21 protein-coding genes are annotated in these 24,076 nt (G+C 47.3%); 8 read left to right on the top strand and 13 right to left on the bottom strand.

What is annotated here, in order from left to right; translation table 11 throughout:
• Nucleotides 1–5: 5 nt before the first annotated feature.
• Nucleotides 6–1,814, bottom strand: a complete 1,809-nt coding sequence (locus G7Y39_RS04645; RefSeq protein ID WP_165155539.1) for a MutS family DNA mismatch repair protein — start codon at nucleotides 1,812–1,814, stop codon at nucleotides 6–8.
• 212 nt (nucleotides 1,815–2,026) lie between these two features.
• Between G7Y39_RS04645 and G7Y39_RS04640 the strand changes: the two genes are divergently transcribed.
• The 3 genes from G7Y39_RS04640 to G7Y39_RS04630 all read left to right on the top strand — a co-directional run bounded on the left by G7Y39_RS04640 (nucleotide 2,027) and on the right by G7Y39_RS04630 (nucleotide 4,451).
• Nucleotides 2,027–2,881, top strand: a complete 855-nt coding sequence (locus G7Y39_RS04640; RefSeq protein ID WP_165155537.1) for a BadF/BadG/BcrA/BcrD ATPase family protein — start codon at nucleotides 2,027–2,029, stop codon at nucleotides 2,879–2,881.
• Between the two features lie 3 nt (nucleotides 2,882–2,884).
• Nucleotides 2,885–3,700 carry an N-acetylmuramic acid 6-phosphate etherase gene (gene murQ / locus G7Y39_RS04635; protein WP_165155535.1) on the top strand — a complete coding sequence of 272 codons (816 nt, stop codon included), beginning with the start codon at nucleotides 2,885–2,887 and terminating at the stop codon, nucleotides 3,698–3,700.
• A 109-nt stretch (nucleotides 3,701–3,809) separates the two neighbouring features.
• Nucleotides 3,810–4,451: a hypothetical protein gene (locus tag G7Y39_RS04630; protein ID WP_165155533.1), complete on the top strand. Its 642-nt coding sequence runs from the start codon at nucleotides 3,810–3,812 to the stop codon at nucleotides 4,449–4,451.
• A 273-nt stretch (nucleotides 4,452–4,724) separates the two neighbouring features.
• Here G7Y39_RS04630 and G7Y39_RS04625 read toward each other — a convergent pair whose 3' ends face one another.
• The 6 genes from G7Y39_RS04625 to G7Y39_RS04600 all read right to left on the bottom strand — a co-directional run bounded on the left by G7Y39_RS04625 (nucleotide 4,725) and on the right by G7Y39_RS04600 (nucleotide 14,825).
• Nucleotides 4,725–5,558, bottom strand: coding sequence for a hypothetical protein (locus tag G7Y39_RS04625; protein WP_165155531.1), 834 nt, complete (start codon nucleotides 5,556–5,558; stop codon nucleotides 4,725–4,727).
• Between the two features lie 40 nt (nucleotides 5,559–5,598).
• Entirely contained in the window at nucleotides 5,599–7,359 is a 1,761-nt protein-coding gene (locus G7Y39_RS04620; protein WP_165155529.1) for a RagB/SusD family nutrient uptake outer membrane protein, read from the bottom strand.
• A gap of 20 nt (nucleotides 7,360–7,379) precedes the next feature.
• On the bottom strand, nucleotides 7,380–10,625 hold the full coding sequence (locus G7Y39_RS04615) for a TonB-dependent receptor (RefSeq protein WP_165155527.1): 3,246 nt from the start codon (nucleotides 10,623–10,625) through the stop codon (nucleotides 7,380–7,382).
• A gap of 364 nt (nucleotides 10,626–10,989) precedes the next feature.
• On the bottom strand, nucleotides 10,990–11,868 hold the full coding sequence (locus G7Y39_RS04610; protein WP_165155525.1) for an AraC family transcriptional regulator: 879 nt from the start codon (nucleotides 11,866–11,868) through the stop codon (nucleotides 10,990–10,992).
• Nucleotides 11,869–11,912: 44 nt separating this feature from the next.
• Entirely contained in the window at nucleotides 11,913–13,406 is a 1,494-nt protein-coding gene (locus G7Y39_RS04605; RefSeq protein ID WP_165155523.1) for an IMP dehydrogenase, read from the bottom strand.
• Between the two features lie 126 nt (nucleotides 13,407–13,532).
• A complete protein-coding gene (locus tag G7Y39_RS04600) occupies nucleotides 13,533–14,825 on the bottom strand; it encodes a M64 family metallopeptidase (protein WP_165155521.1) in 1,293 nt (430 codons plus the stop codon).
• Between the two features lie 291 nt (nucleotides 14,826–15,116).
• Here G7Y39_RS04600 and G7Y39_RS04590 point away from each other — a divergent pair, with 291 nt between their 5' ends.
• The 4 genes from G7Y39_RS04590 (at nucleotide 15,117) to G7Y39_RS04575 (ending at nucleotide 18,749) form a co-directional block, all read left to right on the top strand.
• Nucleotides 15,117–15,896 carry a GDSL-type esterase/lipase family protein gene (locus G7Y39_RS04590; protein ID WP_206225145.1) on the top strand — a complete coding sequence of 260 codons (780 nt, stop codon included), beginning with the start codon at nucleotides 15,117–15,119 and terminating at the stop codon, nucleotides 15,894–15,896.
• A 570-nt stretch (nucleotides 15,897–16,466) separates the two neighbouring features.
• A complete protein-coding gene (locus G7Y39_RS04585; RefSeq protein ID WP_165155519.1) occupies nucleotides 16,467–17,093 on the top strand; it encodes an NUDIX hydrolase N-terminal domain-containing protein in 627 nt (208 codons plus the stop codon).
• A gap of 43 nt (nucleotides 17,094–17,136) precedes the next feature.
• Nucleotides 17,137–17,487: an L-rhamnose mutarotase gene (locus G7Y39_RS04580; protein ID WP_165155517.1), complete on the top strand. Its 351-nt coding sequence runs from the start codon at nucleotides 17,137–17,139 to the stop codon at nucleotides 17,485–17,487.
• A gap of 8 nt (nucleotides 17,488–17,495) precedes the next feature.
• Complete coding sequence (locus tag G7Y39_RS04575) at nucleotides 17,496–18,749, top strand: sugar MFS transporter (protein ID WP_165155515.1); 1,254 nt, start codon at nucleotides 17,496–17,498, stop codon at nucleotides 18,747–18,749.
• 75 nt (nucleotides 18,750–18,824) lie between these two features.
• On the opposite strand, the gene G7Y39_RS04570 is transcribed toward G7Y39_RS04575, so the two are convergent.
• From G7Y39_RS04570 to G7Y39_RS04550, 5 genes are all read right to left on the bottom strand, one after another.
• Entirely contained in the window at nucleotides 18,825–19,661 is an 837-nt protein-coding gene (locus G7Y39_RS04570) for a head GIN domain-containing protein (RefSeq protein ID WP_165155513.1), read from the bottom strand.
• Nucleotides 19,662–19,799: 138 nt separating this feature from the next.
• Nucleotides 19,800–20,222, bottom strand: a complete 423-nt coding sequence (gene mscL, locus G7Y39_RS04565) for a large-conductance mechanosensitive channel protein MscL (RefSeq protein ID WP_165155511.1) — start codon at nucleotides 20,220–20,222, stop codon at nucleotides 19,800–19,802.
• Between the two features lie 222 nt (nucleotides 20,223–20,444).
• Complete coding sequence (locus G7Y39_RS04560) at nucleotides 20,445–21,422, bottom strand: dihydroorotate dehydrogenase-like protein (protein WP_165155509.1); 978 nt, start codon at nucleotides 21,420–21,422, stop codon at nucleotides 20,445–20,447.
• 29 nt (nucleotides 21,423–21,451) lie between these two features.
• Nucleotides 21,452–22,120: a YggS family pyridoxal phosphate-dependent enzyme gene (locus G7Y39_RS04555; RefSeq protein WP_165155507.1), complete on the bottom strand. Its 669-nt coding sequence runs from the start codon at nucleotides 22,118–22,120 to the stop codon at nucleotides 21,452–21,454.
• 4 nt (nucleotides 22,121–22,124) lie between these two features.
• A complete protein-coding gene (locus G7Y39_RS04550) occupies nucleotides 22,125–22,628 on the bottom strand; it encodes a DUF4494 domain-containing protein (RefSeq protein WP_165155505.1) in 504 nt (167 codons plus the stop codon).
• A 243-nt stretch (nucleotides 22,629–22,871) separates the two neighbouring features.
• On the opposite strand from G7Y39_RS04550, the gene trxA reads away from it, so the two are divergent.
• The gene (gene trxA / locus G7Y39_RS04545) at nucleotides 22,872–23,345 is read left to right on the top strand and encodes a thioredoxin (protein WP_165155503.1); all 474 of its coding nucleotides are present in this window, start codon (nucleotides 22,872–22,874) and stop codon (nucleotides 23,343–23,345) included.
• 539 nt (nucleotides 23,346–23,884) lie between these two features.
• Here trxA and G7Y39_RS13495 read toward each other — a convergent pair.
• Nucleotides 23,885–24,076 (bottom strand): hypothetical protein (locus G7Y39_RS13495; protein ID WP_206225144.1); only part of this gene is annotated, 192 nt, incomplete at its 5' end.

The raw sequence follows: 24,076 nt of genomic DNA, 5'->3' as shown, positions 1-24,076 counted from the left end.
AATTCTCAATGAATGATGATTCCCATTTTGTTCATCAAGAAACAAGCATTCATGTTCTGGGCTATCCCTTCTCTTAGTTGGTAAGAGAAGGATAGCTCCTCGTCTTTTATATCCGCCTCGAAGCGATAATTCTTTATTTGTTCCGGGAACTCTTCCTCCAAAGTACCCAACACTAAATCGTGGGTGGCGATGATACCGCAAGCCTTATAAGCGACCAGTTGCTTCATAAGGGCAAGGGAGCCTTTCTGTTTGTCGACAGAATTTGTTCCCTTCAAGATCTCGTCCAAGATGATAAATAGCTTCTCTCCGTTTTGCAGCCTGTCGATAATCATTTTCAGCCGTTTCAACTCTGCGAAGAAATAAGACTCGTTGCCAGCCAACGAATCCGAGGTACGCAAGCTGGTGACCATGTGGGCGGGGTAAACCGTCAAGGAGGCGGCACAGACCGGAGCGCCTACGCAGGCCAATAAGTAATTGACACCGATCGTTCGGAGGTATGTACTTTTTCCGGCCATGTTCGCTCCGGTGATAATTAGGAACCAAGGACTTTTGCGGATATCGATACCGTTCTTTACGCAAACTTCCCGGTTCAAAAGAGGATGTCCCAAAGCCTTGCCTTCCATTTGGAAATAAGTGTCGGCGATCTTCGGATAGATGTATTCCGGATGGTTAAAAGCGAAACCTCCCAACGAGTTCAGCGCATCGAAACGAGCCAATGCGTCGAACCAAAGTGGAAGCTTATCGGAGTAAGTCTGGATCCAGCGTTCCAAGAGGATGGCGTGTCGTGTATCCCGCAAGTAGAAGAGATTGAAAATGATACCCGCCAGGCTGAATCGTTGGTCTAATCCTCCGATATACGACGACAGACGTTTAATGGCACGCGAGGCCAATTCCTTCTCACTCGCCAATTGCCCGCTGATCTCTTTCAGCTCTTCCGACTGGAAGTTGTCTTCTTCCACACATCGCATCAGCTTTGCGTATCGATTGAAGATAGACTCCATCTTATTGACGGTCGCGTAAAGCGCATTGATCTCCCGGGCACGTGCGTAGGCGATCACTAGCGTGATCAAGAAATACATATTCAATAAACTCCCGCCGATCCAATCCAGCGAGTAAGCGATACCCGATACGATCCACAATGCGGGGACTGCCCGGATCAACAGTTTCCACGGTAGGCTGTCAACGAATTTATGCTTACGCTGAGTGAGTCGATCCATGAAGTTGGTATCGTTGTCTCTCGTATCTATCGTGTCCTGCCGGATAATTCCCGTCACATAGAAATGTTGCCGTAAGGCGGACAAAGCCGCTAATTCCTTGACTGCCTCTTGCCGTTTGACGATCTCCTTCTTATCTGTCAGGGGATTCGAGAACCAACGGGCCAGCCGCTCCCGCCCGAACCCGGTTACGGTACGATTGAGTGATTGAAACAAGGAGCGGTCTCCAAACACATCCAAATCCAAGCAGAAAGAGTGTCCGCCCGAGATCTTATCGGCTGCCCCGTTGAATGCGCTGAAATCATAGTCTAGTCCTTTCAGCTCGTCCTCGTTCAGCTTGATCAAGGTCTCAGCGTATACTTTTCGTGCGTACATTTTATTGTGGTACCACATCAGCGACGCGAACGGGATGATATAAGCGAAGGCGATTCCCGTCAACCATTGCCAACTCCCATCCCTGAATATCCACAGGGAAAGGATCGCCCCTGCCACTAAAGCCAACCGGATACTCCCCATCAGATGGATCTTCTTCTTCAAATGGCTCAAGCGCCGTGTATAAGCGTCGATATTTTCTTGGTAATAACTATAGACTTCTTCCATAGGCGCGAATATAGGAAAAAATAAACGAGCTGAGACGATCGGATAGATCGGGTATCGGGGTTATGGTTTTTATTCGCTTAAAAACATGTCGTCTTTCTGGCGTGATACAGCGTTATTATTTCTACATTTGTAGCGTTTAAACCTGAATCATGAAGTTCTGTTGACAGCAATGGTCATCATTGTGTCCCAGGATTTGAAATGCTGATAAGTATATGATATTAATCGCGGATAGCGGATCTACAAAGACAGAGTGGTGCTTGGCGGATCAAGGCAGGCCGGTGCGTACGGTCGTGACAGCGGGTACCAATCCTTACTTCCAGACGCGGGAGGAGATCGCCGTGGAAGTTCGGGATGCCTTATTGCCCGCGTTGAAGGGAGAGCGGGTCGATGCCATTTACTTCTATGGCGCCGGTTGTGCCTTCCCGGAGAAGAACCGGATCGTGGAAGAGGCGATTATGCCTTATATCGCGGCTCCCATAGCGGTGTATAGCGACTTGATGGCGGCGGCTCGTGCCCTGTGCGGGAACCGTCCGGGAATCGCCTGTATATTGGGTACGGGATCGAACGCTTGCCTGTACGACGGTACGGAGATAACGGAGCATATCCCCCCCTTGGGGTTCATCCTGGGGGATGAGGGTAGCGGAGCCGTACTCGGGAAGTCGCTGGTAGGGGATTGCTTGAAGCGTCAGTTACCGGAGCCTTTGGCCCGGAAGTTTATGGATCAATATAAGCTGACGCCCGCCTTATTGTTGGAACGGGTCTATAAACAACCTTTCCCCAATCGTTTCTTGGCTACCTTATCCCCTTTCTTGTTGGAGAATATCCGGGAACAACCGATTTATAATTTGGTCTATACGAATTTCCGTAGCTTCTTCCTCCGTAACGTGGCGCCATATCCGGGAGCTGACACGTACCCGATCCATTTTGTAGGTTCTATCGCTTATTATTATCAAGAGGTATTGAGAGCGGCGGCCTTATCCTTGGGCTTGAAGGTCGGTACGGTCGTACAGGCTCCCATGGACGGATTGATCCGGTATCATTTTACAAACAAAGAAAAAAACGAGTGAGCGATGGCATTTCAAAAGATAACCGAGTCGGAATCGTTGTACGATAATCTGGATCAGATGTCAGTCCGGGAGTTGCTGGAGGGTATCAATAACGAGGATCGGAAAGTGGCGATCGCCGTTGGCCGGGAAATCCCGAAGATCGAGAAGTTGGTAACCCGCATCGTAGAGCGAATGCGGAGGGGCGGTAGGCTCTTCTATATCGGGGCGGGTACGAGTGGCCGCTTGGGGGTCTTGGATGCCTCCGAGATCCCGCCTACGTACGGTATGCCGAACACCTTGGTGATCGGCTTGATCGCCGGTGGTGACCGGGCGCTTCGGAATCCCGTGGAGTCGGCGGAAGACGATCCGGATAAGGCTTGGCAGGAACTTCAACAATATCATATCCATACGGCCGATACCCTGGTGGGGATCGCCGCCTCGGGTACGACTCCCTATGTGATCGGCGCCCTCCGCAAAGCACGTTCCGAGGGGATCTTGACGGCCTCTATCTCCTGCAACCCGGATTCACCGATGGCGGCGGAGGCGGAGATCGCCATTGAGCCGGTCGTAGGTCCGGAATTCGTCACCGGAAGCACACGGATGAAGAGCGGTACGGCCCAGAAGTTGGTGTTGAATATGATCACGACTTCCACGATGATCCAGCTGGGCCGGGTGAAAGGGAACCGGATGGTAAACATGCAACTGACCAACCAAAAGTTGGTAGACCGCGGTACCCGCATGATCATGGAAGAGCTTCGTCTGGATTACGAGCGGAGCAAGAACCTCCTGCTGCTGCATGGCTCCGTCCGGGAGGCGATCGATTCTTATCACCGTGAATGAAGGCTGAAACAACAAAGAATTCCCATCTTCCAGGGTAAAACCTAAAAGATCATGGATTATGACGTGGAATTCGTATATTCGCGACTCGAAACCATTTAATAATCGTACGATGAATTTTATCTCTAAACTATTCAAGAAGAACGTATCCGAGGCAGAAGAGGCCGGTAAAGGCTCCGTGGAGGAGTTCGTATCTTTGATCCGTGTATATTATCAAGCCGTCATGGCCGTAAACTTGGGTGTCACCAACTTGAACATACTCGCCGATATGGCCTTGTTCAAACGCATGTTGAAGATACCGACCCAGAATAACAAATTGGGAGTTGCCGAGAAATCCCGTGTGCGCAAGGTCTTGATGGAGGATTACGGCCTGAGCGAGGCTTTCTTCAAGGAGATCGACAGCTCGGTGAAGAAGAACTGCAAGAACCAGAACGATATCAAGACCTATTTCTTCATGTTCCAAGGCTTCTGCAATGACTTGTTCAACTTGCTTGGCAATCTGATGCAGTGGAAGTTCCGCTTTTCCATGCTGGTGAAGAAGTTGCTGTATAACATGACGATGAAGACGGTTCACGATATCTTGACCAAGTCCGAGTGGAAGGAGGTCAGCGTACAGAAGGCCGCGTGGAGCGTGCGTAAGTATGCCGAGAAACTGGGTTACTCTGAGCAATGGATCACGGACTTCGTGTACAACGTCGTGCTTCTGGCGAAAGAGGATCAGAAGAAGGAACTCAAAAGGAATAAGGAAGCATAATCATTGAGTCGCGTCCCCGGGCTTCTTCCTCGAGGATTGGAAGAGGAAAGTAACTGGATTACGATAGGATTGTAACAGGTTTAGCGCGCCTATCTACGGTTGTTCATGACCCTATTCCAGGCAGTTTCGATGCCCAACGTCCTGGCATCTTTAGATCTGTGGTGAGAAACCTGATATGGACACACAGAGGTCTGGAAACGAAAGTAGGTCAGAAAACTTTCGTTTCCTGACCTACCTGATTGAGTGATATTCTTTATCCCTCGGACGTGTCTGTTATTTCTTCACTTTGAAATTCCAGAACCAAGCTGTGCCACCTTGACCTGCTCCGGCTTCAGGAGCGCAGAGACGTAAGTGATCATCGTCTGTTACCAAAATATGATAATTGTATTCCTTGGAGTTGCCGTCGTTCGGTTGTATTCCCAGTAAAGGAGTCGTTCCGTCGAATGACAATGTACCGATGTCCCAACCTTCCATGGCGATGGCGGAGAGATCCCATGAGATCGTACCACTCTCACCGCGGCTCATTTCTACTTTTTTCCCGCCTAAGGTGAATTTCATCCATCCTTTCTCGATGGTATCATCCGGATAACCCTTGTCAATAGCCTGTTGGTCTAGATCGGCCGCTTGGATAATCCACCATCCCGGGCCGGAATTACTCATGTAACCACCGTTACCCCAAACGCCATCCGAGGCTTCTGTATCCCATACCCATGTGCGGTTGCTGTATTCCGGACCGAATAGATGCTTGTAGATGGCAGGGACATCTACGTACTCGGTGACGGTCACATCATTCTTGAAAGAAACCAAGGAGCCGTCTTGATTGATCGCCCGGACGATCAGGCCTGTCAACGGAGGAGTTCCGATGATGGATCCGGAGGTGCCGGTCGTCAGGATATTGCCATCTTGATCCAATACTTGCACCGTGATGGAAGGATTGGTCTCGAACGTGAACTTGTTTTGCCCGGCCGTAGTCTGCGTCAGTGTTACCCGGCTTTGCAATTGCTCGGCAGTTATGCTCGCTCCCATGCTACCCTCCTCGATCTCAGTAGGATCGCAGGATGTAAATACAAGGGCGAATGCTGATATTGCTAATAAGAATTTCTTCATTACTTTCTGTTTATTTAGAATGAAACATTAATGTTACGTATTACCAACGAGAGTATTGGCTGTCCGCGCCATCCCATCCGGGATTCTGCGTGATACCTCCGTTGGAGTTGTCGATCTCGCTCTCGGGGATCTTGCAGAAACCGGCCGTAGCGTTATATCGAGCGGCGTAGCCCCCGGCGTGCGCCTTGTTGGTGTCTTCTACGCCATTGCTGTAGACTTTCACGTTTAATTGCTTATCGAGTGCGCTTGCCGCTATGTGCCAACGTCGTATGTCGTTCCAACGTATTCCCTCGAAGGCCAGCTCCCATCGCCGCTCGTTTTGCAAAGCTTGCAAAGAATAGGAAGCGATCGGGGACAAACCTGCTCTGGCACGTACCCGGTTGATACCGTCTACATTTTCTTTCAACTCAGACTGCATCAGCAGCACGTCGGCGAAGCGGATCAATACCAAGTCGTGGATATTGTTCAGTTGTAGATTCTCGGAACCTGCTGCCCATCCATCTGTTCCATACATCAAGTTCTCAAAACATACAGAGTATGCGTCTCCGTTCTTTGCGCACACGGGAAGCCACTTCTTTGAATAGTAGCCTGTCTCTTGGATGAACTCACCGCCGCCGCCGAGAACCCAGCCTTGCGAGGCCCATGCGGTCGCGTCGGATACGGAAGCATCACGGCGCATGTCGTTCGGCTCGGCGCTTTTCCAATCGTTTACCAAGTTGGGTGCGGCAGGTCCGGCTCCCCAGCCTTGTCCGAAGGGGAACGATTCCGCTACGCCCGACATACCGCGTACACCGAAGTGAAGGGCGAAGCCGTTGGCGTAGCCGATGGTTGTACCCCAGGATGCCAGTTTGTTGTATTTGATGGCAAACAAAGTCTCCGGGTTTACGGCATTATCATCCTCTACCCATTTTAGGCCCTGGCCTTTGGTGTATTCGTAGTCTTCCACCGTATACTTGTTCGTATAGGCCCAAAGGTTACGGAAATCGGAGGTTACCAAGGAATAACCGGAATTGTTCACGCAATCGTCGATATATCCGATTACTTGGTCTTTGTTCAATGTCGTACCATCCGGCAAGGCTACGGAGGTCATAGGAGAATAAGTCGTACTGGTCAACGCGGAGATATCGTCACCGTTTCCGTAGAAACCGGTGTAGAACAAGAAGGCACGTCCCAGCATCGCTTCGGCTGTGTATTTGTCTACGTGCCCGTCTGTCTTACGAATCGCCGGCAATACCTCGCAGGCATCGCGTAGATCTTGTAGGATCTGTCCCCATAATTCCGCGCTAGTCGGTTGTACCGGCTCGGCCGATTGGGCAGTGATCGACAGAGGTACCCTGCCATACATGGAAGCCAGCTCGTAATAGTAGAACGCACGGAGGAATTTGGCCTCGCCTTCAATCACGTTGCGATCTGCCTCCGCCAGATCGACGGCGTTAACGCCGTCGAGCAAAGCATTCGCCCGATTGATACCTTGATAGCGATCTTTCCAGAATTGATGGGTCATATCATTCTGGGAGTTCAACATCATATCCAATGACTGCATCTGCAAATCGTTGGGCCCGCCTCCGCCCAGGCAATCATCACTTGCCAGCATCGCTGTGTAGAGAAACGAACATTGCGGTGTCGCGGATACTTGATTTAAGTTTTGGTAGACACCGGCCAGCGCTTGGTTGGCGTCTTCTGTATTGGCGGGGAAGTTACCGCCACCCTTCACCACATAATTCTCGGCATCCAACGTACAGGAGGATACTCCGATCGTGAGTGAAGCGGCTATTCCTAATAAATATATTACTTGTTTCATTTTGATAATAGTTCGATTAATTAGAATTTGACATTAACACCAACCATGAAGGTTCTCGCTTGCGGGTAGTTACCTACGTCTACGCCGGTGATCCAAGGTGTGTCACCGTGCAGGGCCTTACCGTTCTCCGGATCCATACCCTTGTATCCGGTGAATGTGAACAGGTTCTGGGCAGATACATACAGACGGAGTTGCTGGAACTGACAGCTCTTCCACAGCCGTTTGATGTCGTAGCCCAAGGTTACGTTCTGGATACGGAAGTAATCCGCGTCATCAACGTAGATGTCTGATATGTTAATGTGGTTGACCGTATTACCCGGCAAGAGGATGGGGTAGCGATTGGAGGTACCTTCACCGTGCCAGTAGTTGTAGACATTCGTGGTATAGTTGTCAAATTGCCCGTTACCGAACTTACGATACGTGTGAGCTACCTGCATTCCGAATGCCCCGTATGTAGAGATACTTAAATCGAATCCTTTATAGGAGAAATCAAGATTTAAGCCCATGGTCAAATCCGGATGTGGGTTTCCGATCTCGGTCTTGTCTTCCTCTGAGATCTTTCCATCGCCGTTCATATCGACAAACTTTAAGTCTCCCGGAGCGATTGCCGTCCCTTGCAAAGCGTTCTCGGCGTTGCCGCCACAGTTTTGTTGCAGGTAGGCTTGTACATCCGCCGCGCTCTGCATGACACCATCTGTCTTGTATCCCCAGAAGTAGCCGATCGGGAATCCTTCTTCCATACGAGCCATGTAAGTGGTTCCCTCTGACAGGTATTTATTACCACCGTTTACGTAATGCATACCATTGTTTACCTCGGTTACCTCATTCTTGTTGTGCGCGAGGTTCAAGCCGATACCATACGTGAAATCATCACCGGCTTGGTCTCTCCAGTTCAATGACAATTCCACACCGGTATTCTTTACGGTGCCGGCGTTAGCCATCTTTGAGGCGAATCCGTTGATAGAGGAGACCGGAACTTCCAGTAGGAGGTCTTTTGTCTTCTTGTTGTACCAATCGAGGCTCGCGCTTAGCTTACCGCTGACGAAACGTGCGTCCAAACCGACGTTGGTTTGTTCGGATGTTTCCCACGTGATCTCGTTATTCGGAAGCAAGGAGGGGTAAGCACCTTGTGTTCCACCGTTCTTGTCGCTGTTGAAGGAATACAGTCCAAAGTCACCGAACGCGTAAGCGGCGGCGTATTTGTAGGCACCGATGTTCTCATTACCGTTCTGTCCCCAGCTGGCGCGAATTTTCAAGAAGTCCATCCAATCGTGTGTATTCTCCATCCAATGCTCGTTGCTGATTACCCAGCCCGCGGAGAATGATGGGAAGTAACCCCAGCGATGTCCGTCCGCGAAGTTAGAGGAACCATCCGCACGAATGATCGCGCTGAGCATATAGGTTTCCTTTAAGTCGTAGTTAACACGGCCGAAGTAAGAAAGTAGCGAGTGATCATCGGTTGGATAGCCTCCTAAGATTCCATTCGTACGTCCGGAGAAATTATTGAGGTAAGCGTGCGCGAAGTCATTGAATACACTGGTTGTAGCACGTCCGGTCATTGTCTCAGACATGTTATTGCCTTCTCGCGAGTATTCTGTACCAACCAAGACATCGAAATGGTTTTCTTTGATGTCGAAAGCGTAGCTTAACGTATGCGTCATACCCCAATTCCAGCCAATGGTCATGTTTTGCTGCATAGTGTCGTCGGTATTCATGTCGTTGTTATTGTTATGATAGATACCGTCGTAGCTTTTCCAAAGGTTGGAGTTTTGCTTGTAGAATACCTGCCCTTTATACTTCAAGTCCTTGATAGGTTGCACCTCGATATAGCCGATCGCGGTCAGGTTATGTCCCCTGCTCTTGTTGTTGCCACTGCTATTGTTGACCAAAGAATTCATCGGGTTTCCGATGTATTGGTTCAGGCCGAGCAGACCCATCGATCCGGTCCCTTGCGCGATCAGGTCGTCATAATCGAAGTAGTTGCCGTCTTTATCATACATGGGTACGAGCGGATTGGCCGATAACATGCTGTAAATACTGTTTGAGTATTGATCGCCAATGCTGATACCTTGTTTCTCCGCGTGTTGATAGTATACATTCTCGCCGAATTTGATGACCTCAAGATCATCGTTCTTCCAAAGTATATGCTCTGAGTTCAAGCGAAGGGTGAAACGCTTGTAATCTGATTTTACCGGGCCTCCGAAAACACCGTCTTGATATTGATAACCGATACCGGTAGAGAACTTAGACAGCTCGGAACCTCCGGTGACGTTGACGGAATGGGAAGTCGTGAGAGCGTTTTTGTTGCGCAAGGCTTCCAACCAGTTTGTCCCGGGGTTTGCCCCACTGCGGTAAGCATCCAATAAGTCCGCGTCTAAATATTTTGTCCAGTCGAATGGGGCTACACCTGCGTTGAAGTTGATCTGGTCTTGTACCTCCATATATTGCTTCGCGGTCAATGTCTGTGGCATCTTTACGATATTTTGCCAACCTACATAGCCGTCATAGCCTACTTGTACTTTCCCCTGTTTGCCTTGCTTGGTTGTCACCAAGATCACACCGTTGGCGGCACGTGCTCCATAGATGGCGGAGGATGCGGCATCCTTCAATACGTCGATACGCTCGATATCGGAGGGGTTCAAGGAATTGATATCGCCACCGGCTACACCGTCAATAACATAGATCGGAGACGTATCTCCATTCGTACCGGCACCGCGGATGTTTACCTTAAATCCGTCACCCGGCTGACCGGAAGAGGCCACGATGTTGACACCCGGGCTTTGATTCTGCAACGCGCTTAACGGGCTGATCGTATTACGCTTGGCGACCTCATCGCCTTTTACCTCTACGGTAGCGCCGGTCACCAATTTTTTCTTTTGTACACCATAACCTACTACCACTACCTCGTCCAAGCTCTGCGTGTCTTCTTTCAAGGTGATCTGTAGGTTGGATGTTTGGGCGGTTACAGGAATCTCTTGGGTCATATAGCCGATGTAGGAGATCTCAATGATAGAGCCGGGAGCGGCCTCTAAGCTGAACTTACCATCCAAATCGGTTATCACTCCGTTCGTTGTTCCCTTTACGACTACATTAGCACCGATGACTTCCATTCCTGTCGCGTCTTTCACGGTACCAGTGATTCTTTTTGTTTGTTGCATGACTTCCATCGAAGTACCAGGAGCGGCTAACATTTGTGGTATGCCACCTAGCTGGAAGGCCATACATGCGCCTAAAAACAGCGTCGTTTTCTTAATTGTTGAATTCATTATTTTTTACATTAAATCATATAAGGCTAAACTAAAATTCATTTACTCAATAGGGCCATTAGCGGTTAACTGCTAAAAACATTAGATTCTCGGTCCTTTCTCATAGGCAATTTTTTTTGTTGTTAATATATATATTGTTAATTTATGTCGCAAAATTACGTTGCATCCCAAGTGCGTTCAAATACTATTTTATCCAAGAATAATACTTTTTTGCCCGCGTGTATTTTTAACACAGCGATAGGGAAGCCGTAGGCATGAAAGCCCTGCGATTGGTCGCGAAGATAGAGGTGTGAAGGTAAAGAGAAGGGGGAATTTTGTATAGAAATAGGGGGGAATATGTATTTGTCCCTGTTAAAAAGGTCTCTTATACAATGATTTTTGTCTTTTTGTAGTTATCCCGGAACTCTTTGGGAGAACAGTTCTTCTTTTTCTTGAAGATACGGTTGAAGTTCGAGAGGTTATTGAAGCCGCAGTCGTAGCAAATCTCGGCGATGGACCGTTGCGTGTCTACCAACATGCGGGAGGCGTAACCGATACGGATATCGGTGATATAGTCGGAAAGGGTCTTCCCTGTCCTTAACTTGAAAAAGCGGCTGAAAGCGGAAGGGGTCATACCTGCGAGCTCCGCCAGCAGGTTCAGGCGGATGTCCTGTTGGTATCGCTCGTTGATGTAAGTTTGTACTTTCTGGATACGACGGCTTTCGGAATGTATATCCGTTATTTTCGCGAATGAGGAGCTGGACAATACCTTGTAGTTTTCCTCGACGGAAAGCTCATACAAGATAGTGAAGAAATTGATTACCGCATAAAAGCTTTGCTCCTCGGATACCAGCTTTCCCAGTAAACGGTAAACCTTCAGGATGGAAGACATCGGGAAGCTGATGCCGCATTGAGCTTTCTCCAACATTTTCCGGATACTGTTGAATGGGTTTTTCTCCAATAGATTCTTCCCGAAGAGATCGGGAGAGAACTGGATCGTGATCTCATGGATCAGAGGCGATTTACAGGTGTTCTGTTCCCAGACATGCTCCAGCTCTTTCCCGGTTATCAATACTAACTCGTATTCTCCGATCACTTCCGCGGAATCACCGACCACACGCCTTACCCCCGGAGCGTGCTCGATGAAATTGAGCTCGTACTCCAAGTGGCAATGGATCGGATAGGTAAATTCTGTCTTACGCCGGTCTGCGATGTAAAAACAGTCCTTTTCCGATAGAGGGGTTATTTCGCGAATAATATCCATTCTCCAGATCCTTCATGGTGGATTATTGAATGTGTAAATTGCAATTAATTCTGTTCTTTCAGGATCACGTCGTGAGCACCGCCCTCAACGATACTCGTAGAGGAGACAAGCGTGATCTTGGCATGCTGTTGCAACGCTTGGATGGAGATGGAACCGCAGCTGCACATCGTAGCGATCATCTTACCCAATGTCACGTTCAAATTATCTTTCAATTTTCCTGCATACGGTACATAGCTGTCCACGCCTTCCTCGAATTTCAAGGACTCGTTTCCTCCCATGTCATAACGCTGCCAATTCTTCGCACGGTTGGATCCCTCACCCCAATACTCCTTCACAAAGTTGTTCCCGATTTTCATCTTCTTCGTAGGAGACTCGTCGAAGCGGGCGAAATAACGGCCCATCATCAGGAAGTCGGCTCCCATAGCCAACGCCAATACCATATGATAATCGTGTACCAAACCGCCATCGCTACAGATAGGGATATAAACGCCGTGTCTCTTGAAATACTCATCGCGGGCTTTCGCTACGTCGATCAAGGCCGTAGCCTGTCCGCGGCCGATACCTTTCTGCTCCCGGGTGATACAGATAGACCCCCCACCGATACCTACCTTGATGAAATCCGCTCCGGCGTCAGCCAAATAGTTGAAACCCTCTTGGTCAACCACGTTTCCGGCACCAACCAATACCTTGTCTCCATAAGTGTCCTTGATCCAGTGCAAGGTCTCGTACTGCCATTCGGAATAACCATCGGAAGAGTCGATACACAATACGTCGACCCCTGCCTCTACCAATGCCGGGACACGTTCCTTATAGTCGCGGGTATTGATACCGGCACCTACCAATAATTTCTTATCTCCGCCGGACAACTCTTTCGGGTTCTCGCGGTGGCTGTCGTAGTCCTTGCGGAAGACGAAGTATTGAAGCTTCTGGTCCTTGTCGATGATCGGCAATGTATTCAACTTGTGATCCCAGATAATCTGGTTCGCCTCCTTCAAGGTCATACCTAACTCGCCGACGATTAGTTTAGCGAAGGGGGTCATGAAATCCTTTACCTTCATGTCCATCGGGTCTTTGCCCTCACGGTAGTCGCGGCTGGTTACCATACCTAGCAATTTGCCGTTAGGCGTACCGTCGTCTGTCACACCAATCGTGGAATGTTCCGTCCGGCGGACTAGCTCAAGCACATCGGCCAAGGTGTTCTCGGGCGTAAGGTTAGAGTCGCTGATAACGAATCCGGCCTTGAACTTCTTTACTTTGCGAACCATATCCGCTTGACTTTCGATCGGTTGCGAGCCGAAGATGAAAGAAAGTCCTCCGTTGCGAGCCAACTCGATCGCCAATTTAGGGCCGGAAACCGATTGCATGATCGCTGAAACGAAAGGGATATTTAATTCAATAGCGGATTTATCGCCAGACTTGAATTTCACAAGCGGCGTTTTCAATGAAACGTTTGCAGGAATACATTCTTTGGTGGTTAAACCGGGAATAAGTAAATACTCGCCAAATGTTCTCGATACATCGTTTAAGTAGATTGCCATAAGATTTTATATTTACGGGATGAGTTTTTTTATTGCGCGAAAGTAGCGATTTTTGTTCATACATGAATCACATGTTTACATGAAATATTCGAAATATGCGTTTCGCGACATTTATAGTTGCGGATTTTAATGTTTTATCGGTTTATCTGTGAAGTAATCGATCATTTGTAAGATCGCCCGGCTGCAAGCCGGACAGAATGGAGCGTAATCACGCATCATACAGTGATCCATCGGGCGATAAATACCTCTTGTGAGGTAACCGCCTCCCTCGAATACACCAGCCTTATCCTTATGAGCATCGTCTAATGGGGTAGGTATCGGTGTATTAGCCGGCAAAAGATCTTTCCATTTCGCATCGAAGTTAACCAAGGTCGTGATGTTCGGTTCCCAAGGTTCGTACTTCAAGTTATAAAAATCTTGATAAGCGACCTCGGAACTGAAATATTCATCTGCCAGACCCGCGAAACTATGTCCGAACTCGTGAACGAATACGACCGGGGTACGTGGGTTATCGGCGGTTCCCATGGCGTAAAAATTGTACATGCCGCCACCACCGTAAGCGTCTGTGTTTACCAAGATAAAGATCGCGTCGCAAGGAGCATTCCATACGGCGTTACGTATAGATTTCATATCCGGAGTGGTTAAATAGCGATCTACACCAAACGTATAATAACCAGAATTCAATGCGGTATTCTTGAATATACCTTTACCGGATACATCTGTTCCCGATTCTTCCGAAACGGCATCTACCGCCCAGATATTGAAATCTTCCCGGCGCGTGTCATAAGGAGGGGTTTTAAACAATGCCTCCGTAAAACGTTTGGCATCAGCTACGAATTTCTCTTGCTCATCCACCGTATAGCCTTCCGCTAAAAATACGAGGTCTACTTTCTCGGAAGAGTCCCCGTTGTATTGGATTTTTGTGATCCGGTTTTCCTTGAGTTTCCCTCGGTCAATAAAAATACTGGCCGGATCAATCTCTTGTTTCAATAAAGGATGGAACTGCATGTCGGCCTTGTCTCTTGCCGTAATCTCAATGATGACAGGAGCTTTCGGATAGGGGATAGAGACACTATTTGTCCAAGACTGTGTCTCGGCCTTCGCTTGCTCCGTACTTCTCCATTCTTCGAATAACGTATTGAATCCTCGCGAATAGATCAGCTCTTTACCGGTCTTATCGTATACATTAACATAATATCCTCCATAACCAAACGGATCGATCAAGTTTCTGACCGGCCCTGCCCAGATGGGTTCTTCCCGGAGTTGTTGTATGGCGGCGGCTTGGAAATCCCAATTCCCGCTCAATGCGAAATCAATCCGAAGACTTTTCTTCGTGAAGTGTTTTTCAAAATTAGTTTGTGCCAGACTCGTGAAACTGTAAAGAATGGCGAATACTAATAAGGTTACTCTTGCTCTCATAAATCTATACTATTTATCATGTGCAACTTTAAGGCGCAAAGGTATATTATTTTTGGATGCTGTATGCTTTGGGTGGCCTTGCAATTTATTTTCAGTTGTGTAGATAGGTAGCAAAAACCGAAAGAAAATGTCGATGGCATACGCTAATTGGGCGGGGGCATCGCTATGGCCAACTTAGTTAAAGCGATACGAGAGGATCAAGGATATCGGTTGACATTAAAAAATGCGGATACCGCCCCGATCATTACTTCTTATTCTTATCTTCGCGGGAGAATCAATTGAATGGGAACCATGAGACGAATGAAGGGAGTCATCTGTATTTTGATAAGTATCGTTATGTGTTGGTCTGCTTCAGCCGCAAACAATAAGCGTTATGTGAATATCGTATTCATCGGGAATAGTATCACGTTTGGCGCCGGGTTGCCGAAACCGGCCCGTGACGCGCCTCCTGTAAAGGCCGCGTTGTTTTTAAGCAAGTGTCCGGAAGTGGCTTCGGTTAAGTATTCCAATAGAGGACAGAGCGGCTGCACTACCGTTGATTACTTGCCGGATACGAATACGCTCTTCCCGTGGGCCGTACGTGCTGCCGATAAATTTAAGGATGAGACTTGGGCGGATTTGGTATTCTCTATTATGCTAGGTACGAACGATAGCGCGATAGAAGGTACGAACGGTTGCCCGGTAGCGCCTGAGCGGTATTATGAGAACATGAAGACAATTATCAATCGCTTATTGGCTTTATACCCGAGTTGCCGTATTGTGGTACATCGTCCTCTATGGTATAGCCCGAATACGTATAATGGCGCTAAATATCTGGAAGAAGGCTTGCGAAGGCTTCAAGATTATTATCCGCAAATACAACGATTGGTCGATTATTATGCCTCCCATTTCCCCGGACAAGTCTTTCTGGGAGATACGGGTGGATTCGACTATTTTAAGGAAAACCATTTAACGGATTTCCAAGCGGAGAAGGGCAACGCCGGAGTGTTTTATCTTCATCCGAATGAGAAAGGCGCGGTCCGGTTAGGTGAATTGTGGAGTGAGGCGATTCGTAAGGCTTTAGGGCTTTGACCTCTATAAAAAAACATACCATTCTCATAAGACGACATGGCTTGTCCTATATGTACGTCGTTTATAACATAGAACAAGCCACGATCGGTTTTGTTGAGTTTTTGCAAAGGGAAGTGCATCGAGGTTATTTGATCTCGATTACTTTCTCGTCCTTTTTAACCTCGAATTCGCTATAGATACTTCAAATGGCATGCCAATCTGATAATGTGCGTGTTAATACGGATAAAAGAGATTGAATAAGGTTTAACCCACGCATGAGGAACTTATGATTCGGGGGGGGTGCGGATGCAGGGAATAATATCTTTTAGAAACTGGAATAAGATACAATGAAACGGAGATCTGTAATATTGGCATAATATGCGTTATTATGGCATAGTAGAATGGCAGATTGGACAATAACTTTTATCTTTAGACGTTTTAATGAAATAAATAGTAAATCGCTTCGCATATGAGAAAAGAGGTAGGGTTGTGTTGGTCATCGTGATACTCGTGGCGGTTATTTATCTGTTGTCCGGATCAATCTATAATAACTATATCATAGGATCATGTTATCTAAAACAGTAAAATTGTATGTCTAGAAGTAAGGAGTTGGTTCTATTGGCCCAGCGTATCCGGGCCTTGTCTCAGACGGGGTTGGTTTATTCATTAAGTGAGTACGATACGGAACGTTATGAAGAGTTGAGCCGCCTAAGTGATGAAATAACGGCTCTGGCTACGGGATTGAAGCCCGATGATGTGGCCAGTGTTTACCGCCCGGCTCAAGAGTATGTAACTCCGAAAGTCGATATCCGTGCGGTTGTCTTTAACGAGAAAGACGAGATTTTGCTGGTTCGTGAGAAAATGGACGGATGCTGGTCGTTGCCCGGCGGATGGAGCGATGTGGGATATTCCCCGAAAGAGGTAGCGGCGAAAGAGGTGAAAGAGGAGACGGGCTTAGATGTGCTCCCGATACGCTTGCTGGCCGTGATGGATATGAGCAAGCATCCGCATCCCGCTATACCCTATTATGTATATAAGTTTTTTATCCTTTGCGAGTTAAAGGGCGGGGTATTTACCGAGACCTTCGATATCTTGGGAAAAGGTTTCTTTCGAGTGCAGGAGTTGCCCCCGTTGTCTTTGGAACGTGTACTCCCGGAGCAGATCCAACGGATGTATGCCTATTATAAGCATCCGTTCGAAGATGTTTATCTGGATTAAGGATACTTTTGTACCTTTACGACTTTATTTAAAAAACGATGTTATGAAAAGATATTGTCAGACTTTGGATCTGAAAGAAGATGAGCAATTGATGAAAGAGTATTGCTATTGGCATTCGCCGGAACATATTTGGCCGGAGATACCGGAAGGAATCCGTGCGGTAGGGATCTTAGATATGGAGATTTACCGTTTGGGAACTCGGTTGTTCATGATTGTGGAGACACCGGATGATTTTGATTGGGATGCGGCGTTCGCCCGTCTGGCGACGATGGATAAGCAAGCGGAATGGGAGGACTTTGTGGCGAAGTATCAGAAAGCTGCTCCGGGAAGCTCCTCGTCCGAGAAATGGCAGTTAATGGAATGTATGTTTAAATTGCCAGGCGCAAGTAAATAGACGGGAGGATGGAAAAACAAAAGAAACAGTCGCTGGTTGCCGCCCCGGGAGGGAAATCTTATTTGATCCCGTTTATCTTGATCACGAGTTTGTTTTTGCTTTGGGGGTTCGCCCACGGGCTCTTGGATGTGCTGAACAAGCATTTTCAAGGAGTCTTCACGATGACCAAGGCAGAGAGCGGCTTGGTGCAATTCTCTACGTATATCGCTTATTTCTTGATGGCGCTGCCGGCGGGGGCATTCATGAGACGCTACGGATATAAGAAAGGGATTATCATGGGTTTGCTATTGTTCGCTATCGGAGCTTTCGGGTTTATTCCGGCGGCTTTCTTACATTCGGCTACGCCTTTCCTGATCGCCTTGTTTGTGATAGCTTGCGGACTTTGTATCTTGGAGACGGCGGCGAATCCCTATTCTACGATATTGGGGCCGTCCGCTTCCGCCGCCCAACGGTTGAACTTATCCCAGTCTTTTAATGGATTGGGCTGGATATTGGGACCTTTGGTGGGAGGCTTGTTGATATTCGGGGCACCGGAGGGAGATTCGATGGCGTTGACTAAACCTTATATCTTGGTAGGTGGTATCGTCTTGTTCGTAGCGTCGCTCTTCTTTTTTACGAAGTTGCCTGAAATTAAGCCGGAAGATGAAGAGGAGGTGACCGCTATTGCCGAGGAGAAACCCGCCGTCTCAATATGGAAACATAGGCAGTTTGTACGTTCCGTGGTCGCCCAATTCTGTTATTGCGCCGCGCAGACGGGAATCTTCGGGTTCTTTATCAATTACGTGACGGAGATGGATCCGGATATCAGTAATTTGCAAGCGTCTCGTATTTTGGCATTCGGTGGAATGGCCTTGTTTATGATCGGGCGTTTGAGCGGTAGTTTTACGATGAAATGGTTAGCTCCGGGTCGTTTGCTGACTTGGTATTCTTTGTTGAGTGCCGTTTGTATGGCTTTGGTGGTGGCTTCTGTAGGTACGCTTTCGCTATACGCTCTTTATTTGTCCTTTTTCTTTATGTCTATCATGTTCCCTACGATTTTCGCTTTGGGGCTGGAAGGTATGGGCGTTTATACCAAGAAAGCCTCCTCTTATATCGTGATGGGAGTTGCCGGTGGCGCATTCAGTCCGGTGCTGATGGGATATATCGGCGAGGGGAATATGGCGCTGGGTTTCATCGTCCCGTTGATCGCTTTCTTGTATATCTTGTATTTTGCTATCAAGTGTGCCCCAATAAATAACCCCGGTGCACGGGCAAAGTTTTAATTATCGATGATGAGACGCGGATTTTAGGTTTATTCGTTATAAGATTCAATGTGTAAGGAGAAAAAAAAGAGGGTGCTAATCACCCTCTTTTAGAATATCACTACCTCCGGAAGTGTATGTATCCGATCTTGCCGAGCCTTTGTAATGTATATCACTACCTCCGCTTGCCGAAGCCTTGATATGATCGGTCACGTGCGTATAAATATCGGAACCACCACTAGCAGAACATACCAACTGGTTCAAGATAAGATCATAAGCCTTGATATCCGAGCCTCCTGAGGCGGAATACTCGCCATTCTCCGCTTTTCCCGCTAGCTTGAGATCACTACCTCCGCTGGCACTACCTCGTATTATCCGGGTAGCAAGGTTGTTGATGATAATATCGCTACCGCCGGTCGCTTCAATTATGCAATTAGATACATCGACCGGTGGCTTCATTTTTACTTCGCTACCCCTTGTCGCTATAACTTCCAGATCGTCCCCCGATAAAGCGCCTCTTAAGACAAAATCCATACAACCGGACATCTGGATTTTTCCCAGCTTCTTGGAAGTGCCCTCTATTTTAAATCGGGTAGGGTTTAATTGTGTACCATTCTCCGTGGAAATTGAAAGTTCCTCATTTTTTACTTGAACGTTTATATAAGGATATAAGTTCTCGTCGATCGTGATTCGTAAGGATGCTGCTTCTCCTTGCGTATACTCGAAAACGTACGACGGGCTTTCCCCATGGCTGAATAGGCTGAACCAACTGTCGCTATACCCCATGGCGGTTGAGCCGACTTTTATCGCTGAATAGTCTCCGACGGAGATTTCTTTCGTGATAATATCCCCATTCCCTTTTACTTTCTTCGCCTCGATAGGCATCACGCAAAAAGCGATCAACGCAAATAAGGCCATCATTCTTGTTCTCATACGAAGTGTAATTAATTTATACTCTTTTCTTATGAGACGAATGGATTCGAGAAAACGTTGCACCTTCACCCACAATTACACCTGCGGCTAAACCGAACAACACATTTAAAACAGTAAGTCAACCGACAAGGTTCGTGTTTATCTGTTATTTTTCAGCAAATCCCTGATTTCGGTAAGTAATTGGATATCAGCAGGGGGTGCGGCTGGGGCTTTCGGGGCTTCTTCCTTCTTCTTGTTTAAAGCATTAACACCTTTGATAAGTAAAAAGACGGCGAAAGCTATGATTATAAAATCTAGTGTCACTTGTATGAAACTTCCATAGTTAATGGAGACCGCCGGAGAGATCACCTTGTCTCCCTCCATTACGGCGTGCTTCAACGTGATTTTTAAATCCGTGAAATTCACGCCACCTACAAGTAAACCTACCATCGGCATGATCAGATCCGCTACGATAGAAGATACGATCTTTCCGAAGGCACCACCGATAATGATACCTACCGCCATGTCTACTACGTTACCTCGCATGGCGAACTGCTTAAACTCCTGTAACATTTTTTTCATAAAACAACGCTTTTTATATTATAACAACAAAATTAGTCATAAATTGAATATCTTCAATGCCTCATAGCGGAATTTGAAGAAATTATTTTTGATTTTTATGTTTTTGTTTGACCCACTTGACTATCTCTGAAAAAATAGCTAACCCTTACAGGGTTAAAATCAGAGGGTGTACCAAATAGCTTCAATTTGATACACCCTCTACTACTAAAGATTTGTTCTCTTTTAGTCTCTGTTGGAGAAATATTTCATGAATTGTGAACGCTCATACATCGCCGGGTTCGAGATATTGGCGTAATTTAATTTACCTTGGAATTGGGAGAGGGACTGGTAATGCGCCTGATGCATCCACTCTTCCACGCAAGTCAATACTTGGGAGATGATTTCCGCCCCGTGTGTATAGACGGCGCTACACATCTGTATGGCGGAAGCACCGGCCAATAGACATTTGATGACATCTTCCCAATCATGCACACCGGTAGAGGAAGCGATACTGATTCCCGGGATCTTTCCGGATACGATAGCCGTCCAGCGAATCGTATCGCTCAAATCGGAATGATTGCTAAATACGTTACCCGAAACGATCTGCATATTATTGATGTCAATGTCCGGTTGATAGAAACGGTTGAATAGCACGACTCCGTCAGCACCGTTTACTTTCAACAAATGAACCAGCGAAGGAATATTGCTGTAATTCTTTCCGATCTTCATGATAACCGGAATCGATACGGTCTCTTTTACCTTGCGGATGATACTGACATACGTATTCCGGATACTCTCGAGATCTTCGGTCAGTTCGGTTTCCATGAAGAATACGTTCAATTCCAGAGCGTCTGCTCCCGCTAACTCAATTTGGCGGGCGAAATCGATCCAAGCGTCCGCCTTATAACAATTGATGCTGGCGATGATAGGGATCGTACATAATTCCTTGCTCTTCTTGATCAGTTCTAGATAATCGTTTACTTGATTCGCTTTTACATAACCACGGATATAATCCGCGGCTTCGGGGTAATCGGAGTCTTGCATCAAAGCTTCGCTTTGCAGCTCGATCTGCTCTTCGAAAAGCGATTTCAATACGATAGCTCCAGCGCCTGCTTTCTCAAGATCCCTGTTATGTTCCGCCTTATTGGTGAGTCCGGAACTCCCGACGATAATCGGATTGCGAAGTGTCAACCCTGCGTATTGGGTTTTAATGTCAATCATGTTGTCTATATTTAGATTTAATAATTACTTTAATACTCCCGTTCGCCAAAGATACCGGTACCTACCCGTATCAAGGTGCTTCCTTCTTGGATGGCGATCGGGTAATCATGGCTCATACCCATGGATATCTCCTTGAAGTCGACGTTGTCTTTACAGAGCGTCTCTTTCAGTTCGATAAATAAATCATGGATTCTCCAAAATTCATCCCGTATCAACTCTGTATCATCGGTGTTGGTAGCCATGCCCATCAATCCGCAAATACGGATATGCCGGAATTCCGCTAAGGACTCGTCACGCAACAACTCCTTGCATTCCTCGGGACTGAGTCCGTGCTTGGATTCCTCTTGCGCCACATGGATCTCCAATAATACCCGGATCGTGCGGTCGTTTTTTCTCGCTTGTTTATTCACCTCTGCCAAAAGCTTCAAGGAGTCTATGCTATGGATCAAATGAACAAAAGGAGCGATATCTTTTACCTTATTGCTTTGTAATGGACCGATAAAATGCCATTCGATATCCTCAGGCAGTACTTTTTGCTTGGCGCTCAGCTCCTGTGCCCTGCTTTCGCCAAACACTCGCTGCCCCGCGTTGTAAGCCTCCCACAGCGCTTCCACCGGGTGGAACTTAGAGACGGCCACCAACGTCACCCCTTGCGGGAGCGACGTTTTCAGTTGTACTATGTTTTGAGCGATACTCATGTTTTTATCCTCTTTGTTCAGCTTGTTGTTTTTGTTCCGCTATCAGTTTCTCGCCGCTTTCCTTCTCGCCGGGGATACTGTTTGCGTCAAATGGAAACACGTCTATCAGTTGGGTTTCCGTTACCGAGGCAATGGTATAATCCGCCAATGTCCCCTTCATTCCGTCTTCCAATACAGCGATGGCCTCTTTGAGTGTAGTGGCTTGGGCAAGCATTTGCGCGGCGGTTTTCTTTTCCGCTCCGCTCTTCTCGTCCAACGTGATAAAATAAACCTTGATCTTATAGAATCGATCACCATTCTCATTGAAGAATAATTCGGATAAACGAGCTCGTTTGATGTCTGTTACCGTGAATTCACCCGTGATGAAGGGGCGGATCTCCTCGATAATACGAGCTTCCGCTTCCGTAAAAGACAGGGCATCCACTAGATAAGGCTCGGTTACTTTTTTCTGCATGCCATTTTCCAGCATTTTCTCGTAAGAGACCTTACATTCAAACCAATTGTGCATATGCTTTACTTTTTATTTAGTCCGTACTCTGTTTAAAACAACGTACAAATATAATGGCTATTCATCAATAAAACAACTTGCCGCAAAAGATATAACTGAGATATAATTGGCGCAGGGGGAAATGTCCGTGGATAGTTTCCCTCCCGTGCCTTCTTTTCTTTTAAGATACAGAATGTGTGGGAATCTCCTTTTTATTGCTATTTTTGCGTCAAATAATTTATTAATCAAGTAAAAGGTTTCTATATGAGAAAGTTGAAAAGTTTATGGCTGGTTTCGGTTGTGCTGCTATTGGTAAGCTGCTCGATGTCCGCTAAATCAGATAAATCAAGTGAGGTTGGTACCGTTTCCAAGGGAGAGGTCATTACTTTAAACAAGGCCGAGTTCCTGCAAAAGGTATTCAATTACGAGAAGAACGCCACGAAATGGGTTTATGAAGGTGATAAGCCTTGTATCGTCGATTTTTATGCGGACTGGTGTGGCCCCTGCAAGCAAGTGGCTCCTATTTTAAGGGATTTGGCTATCCTGTATAAGAATGACATTGTAGTTTATAAGATAAATGTGGATAAGGAAAAGGAGTTGGCTGCCGCTTTTGGTATACAAAGTATTCCTACGTTCTTGTTTATCCCTAAGGAAGGACAGCCTCAAATGTCGATGGGAGCTCTTCCCCGTGAGGAGTTTGTGAAGCAGATCAATACTTTCTTGTTGAAGAAGAGGTAACCTTCGGCAAATGCGGGCAAGGCGTGAAAATCCTAAAATGGGACAGAGACGGTTTCCTCTTTATTGCAAACGCCTTAGCATCCTGTTATTTCCCACCACTGTCTCCTGCTTCCGCGAGCCGGAGCGCCTCGACACACTATCGCGTCTTACACAGACCGGAATTAAGGCGAAAACAAGAGCGTTTTTACGTATCGCGCCGACACGTTTTCGTGTACACTCACGTCGGTCGAGGTACTGGAAAAGCAGGTTTTTCGCTCACGGAATCGCCGGAAAAAACGTCTTTTCGAGATCACGGAGATCACGTCGGAACAGGTAAAAGCCAATTTCTTGCGCCCTGGGCAGGAGAAGGGGAACAGCGACCCTGAGAAACCCGAGAACACTGAGGATCAAAAGGATAAGCCCGGTCCAACGCCGCCTCCCTAAAAGGAGCCAGGGCGCAAAGGGCGCAAAAACAAGACCTCCGCTAAAAAAAATATATATATATAAATATTCATCTTACTGTGTAAGTACGATGTAAATTTATATATATATAAAAGTTTTTATAAAGGCACGTAAAGATGCGCCCTTTGCGCCCTGCTCTCCTCGTTCGTCTCCCACCGGGACCCGGCCGGAGAACCATTGAGATCCGGCGCCAAACCAATGGGACGCGAGGGGGATTCCAGAGACTTAGCCGCCCTGTCCCAGGCGGATATATCCCCGGGAAGGCGGCGGCGGGTCGCTTGTCTGTTGGC

Origin of the sequence: Parabacteroides sp. ZJ-118, from assembly GCF_011038785.1 — a bacterium.
GTDB lineage: Bacteria > Bacteroidota > Bacteroidia > Bacteroidales > Tannerellaceae > Parabacteroides.
The sequence above is the reverse complement of the archived record's forward strand: the minus strand, read 5'-3'. Positions and strand labels throughout refer to the sequence as shown.

What these genes read in the sequence shown, in the direction of transcription:
- G7Y39_RS04645 (WP_165155539.1), bottom strand. Translation starts at nt 1,814, where the DNA reads ATGGAAGAAGTCTATAGTTATTACCAAGAAAATATCGACGCTTATACA.
- G7Y39_RS04640 (WP_165155537.1), top strand. Translation starts at nt 2,027, where the DNA reads ATGATATTAATCGCGGATAGCGGATCTACAAAGACAGAGTGGTGCTTG.
- murQ (WP_165155535.1), top strand. Translation starts at nt 2,885, where the DNA reads ATGGCATTTCAAAAGATAACCGAGTCGGAATCGTTGTACGATAATCTG.
- G7Y39_RS04630 (WP_165155533.1), top strand. Translation starts at nt 3,810, where the DNA reads ATGAATTTTATCTCTAAACTATTCAAGAAGAACGTATCCGAGGCAGAA.
- G7Y39_RS04625 (WP_165155531.1), bottom strand. Translation starts at nt 5,558, where the DNA reads ATGAAGAAATTCTTATTAGCAATATCAGCATTCGCCCTTGTATTTACA.
- G7Y39_RS04620 (WP_165155529.1), bottom strand. Translation starts at nt 7,359, where the DNA reads ATGAAACAAGTAATATATTTATTAGGAATAGCCGCTTCACTCACGATC.
- G7Y39_RS04615 (WP_165155527.1), bottom strand. Translation starts at nt 10,625, where the DNA reads ATGAATTCAACAATTAAGAAAACGACGCTGTTTTTAGGCGCATGTATG.
- G7Y39_RS04610 (WP_165155525.1), bottom strand. Translation starts at nt 11,868, where the DNA reads ATGGATATTATTCGCGAAATAACCCCTCTATCGGAAAAGGACTGTTTT.
- G7Y39_RS04605 (WP_165155523.1), bottom strand. Translation starts at nt 13,406, where the DNA reads ATGGCAATCTACTTAAACGATGTATCGAGAACATTTGGCGAGTATTTA.
- G7Y39_RS04600 (WP_165155521.1), bottom strand. Translation starts at nt 14,825, where the DNA reads ATGAGAGCAAGAGTAACCTTATTAGTATTCGCCATTCTTTACAGTTTC.
- G7Y39_RS04590 (WP_206225145.1), top strand. Translation starts at nt 15,117, where the DNA reads ATGAGACGAATGAAGGGAGTCATCTGTATTTTGATAAGTATCGTTATG.
- G7Y39_RS04585 (WP_165155519.1), top strand. Translation starts at nt 16,467, where the DNA reads ATGTCTAGAAGTAAGGAGTTGGTTCTATTGGCCCAGCGTATCCGGGCC.
- G7Y39_RS04580 (WP_165155517.1), top strand. Translation starts at nt 17,137, where the DNA reads ATGAAAAGATATTGTCAGACTTTGGATCTGAAAGAAGATGAGCAATTG.
- G7Y39_RS04575 (WP_165155515.1), top strand. Translation starts at nt 17,496, where the DNA reads ATGGAAAAACAAAAGAAACAGTCGCTGGTTGCCGCCCCGGGAGGGAAA.
- G7Y39_RS04570 (WP_165155513.1), bottom strand. Translation starts at nt 19,661, where the DNA reads ATGAGAACAAGAATGATGGCCTTATTTGCGTTGATCGCTTTTTGCGTG.
- mscL (WP_165155511.1), bottom strand. Translation starts at nt 20,222, where the DNA reads ATGAAAAAAATGTTACAGGAGTTTAAGCAGTTCGCCATGCGAGGTAAC.
- G7Y39_RS04560 (WP_165155509.1), bottom strand. Translation starts at nt 21,422, where the DNA reads ATGATTGACATTAAAACCCAATACGCAGGGTTGACACTTCGCAATCCG.
- G7Y39_RS04555 (WP_165155507.1), bottom strand. Translation starts at nt 22,120, where the DNA reads ATGAGTATCGCTCAAAACATAGTACAACTGAAAACGTCGCTCCCGCAA.
- G7Y39_RS04550 (WP_165155505.1), bottom strand. Translation starts at nt 22,628, where the DNA reads ATGCACAATTGGTTTGAATGTAAGGTCTCTTACGAGAAAATGCTGGAA.
- trxA (WP_165155503.1), top strand. Translation starts at nt 22,872, where the DNA reads ATGAGAAAGTTGAAAAGTTTATGGCTGGTTTCGGTTGTGCTGCTATTG.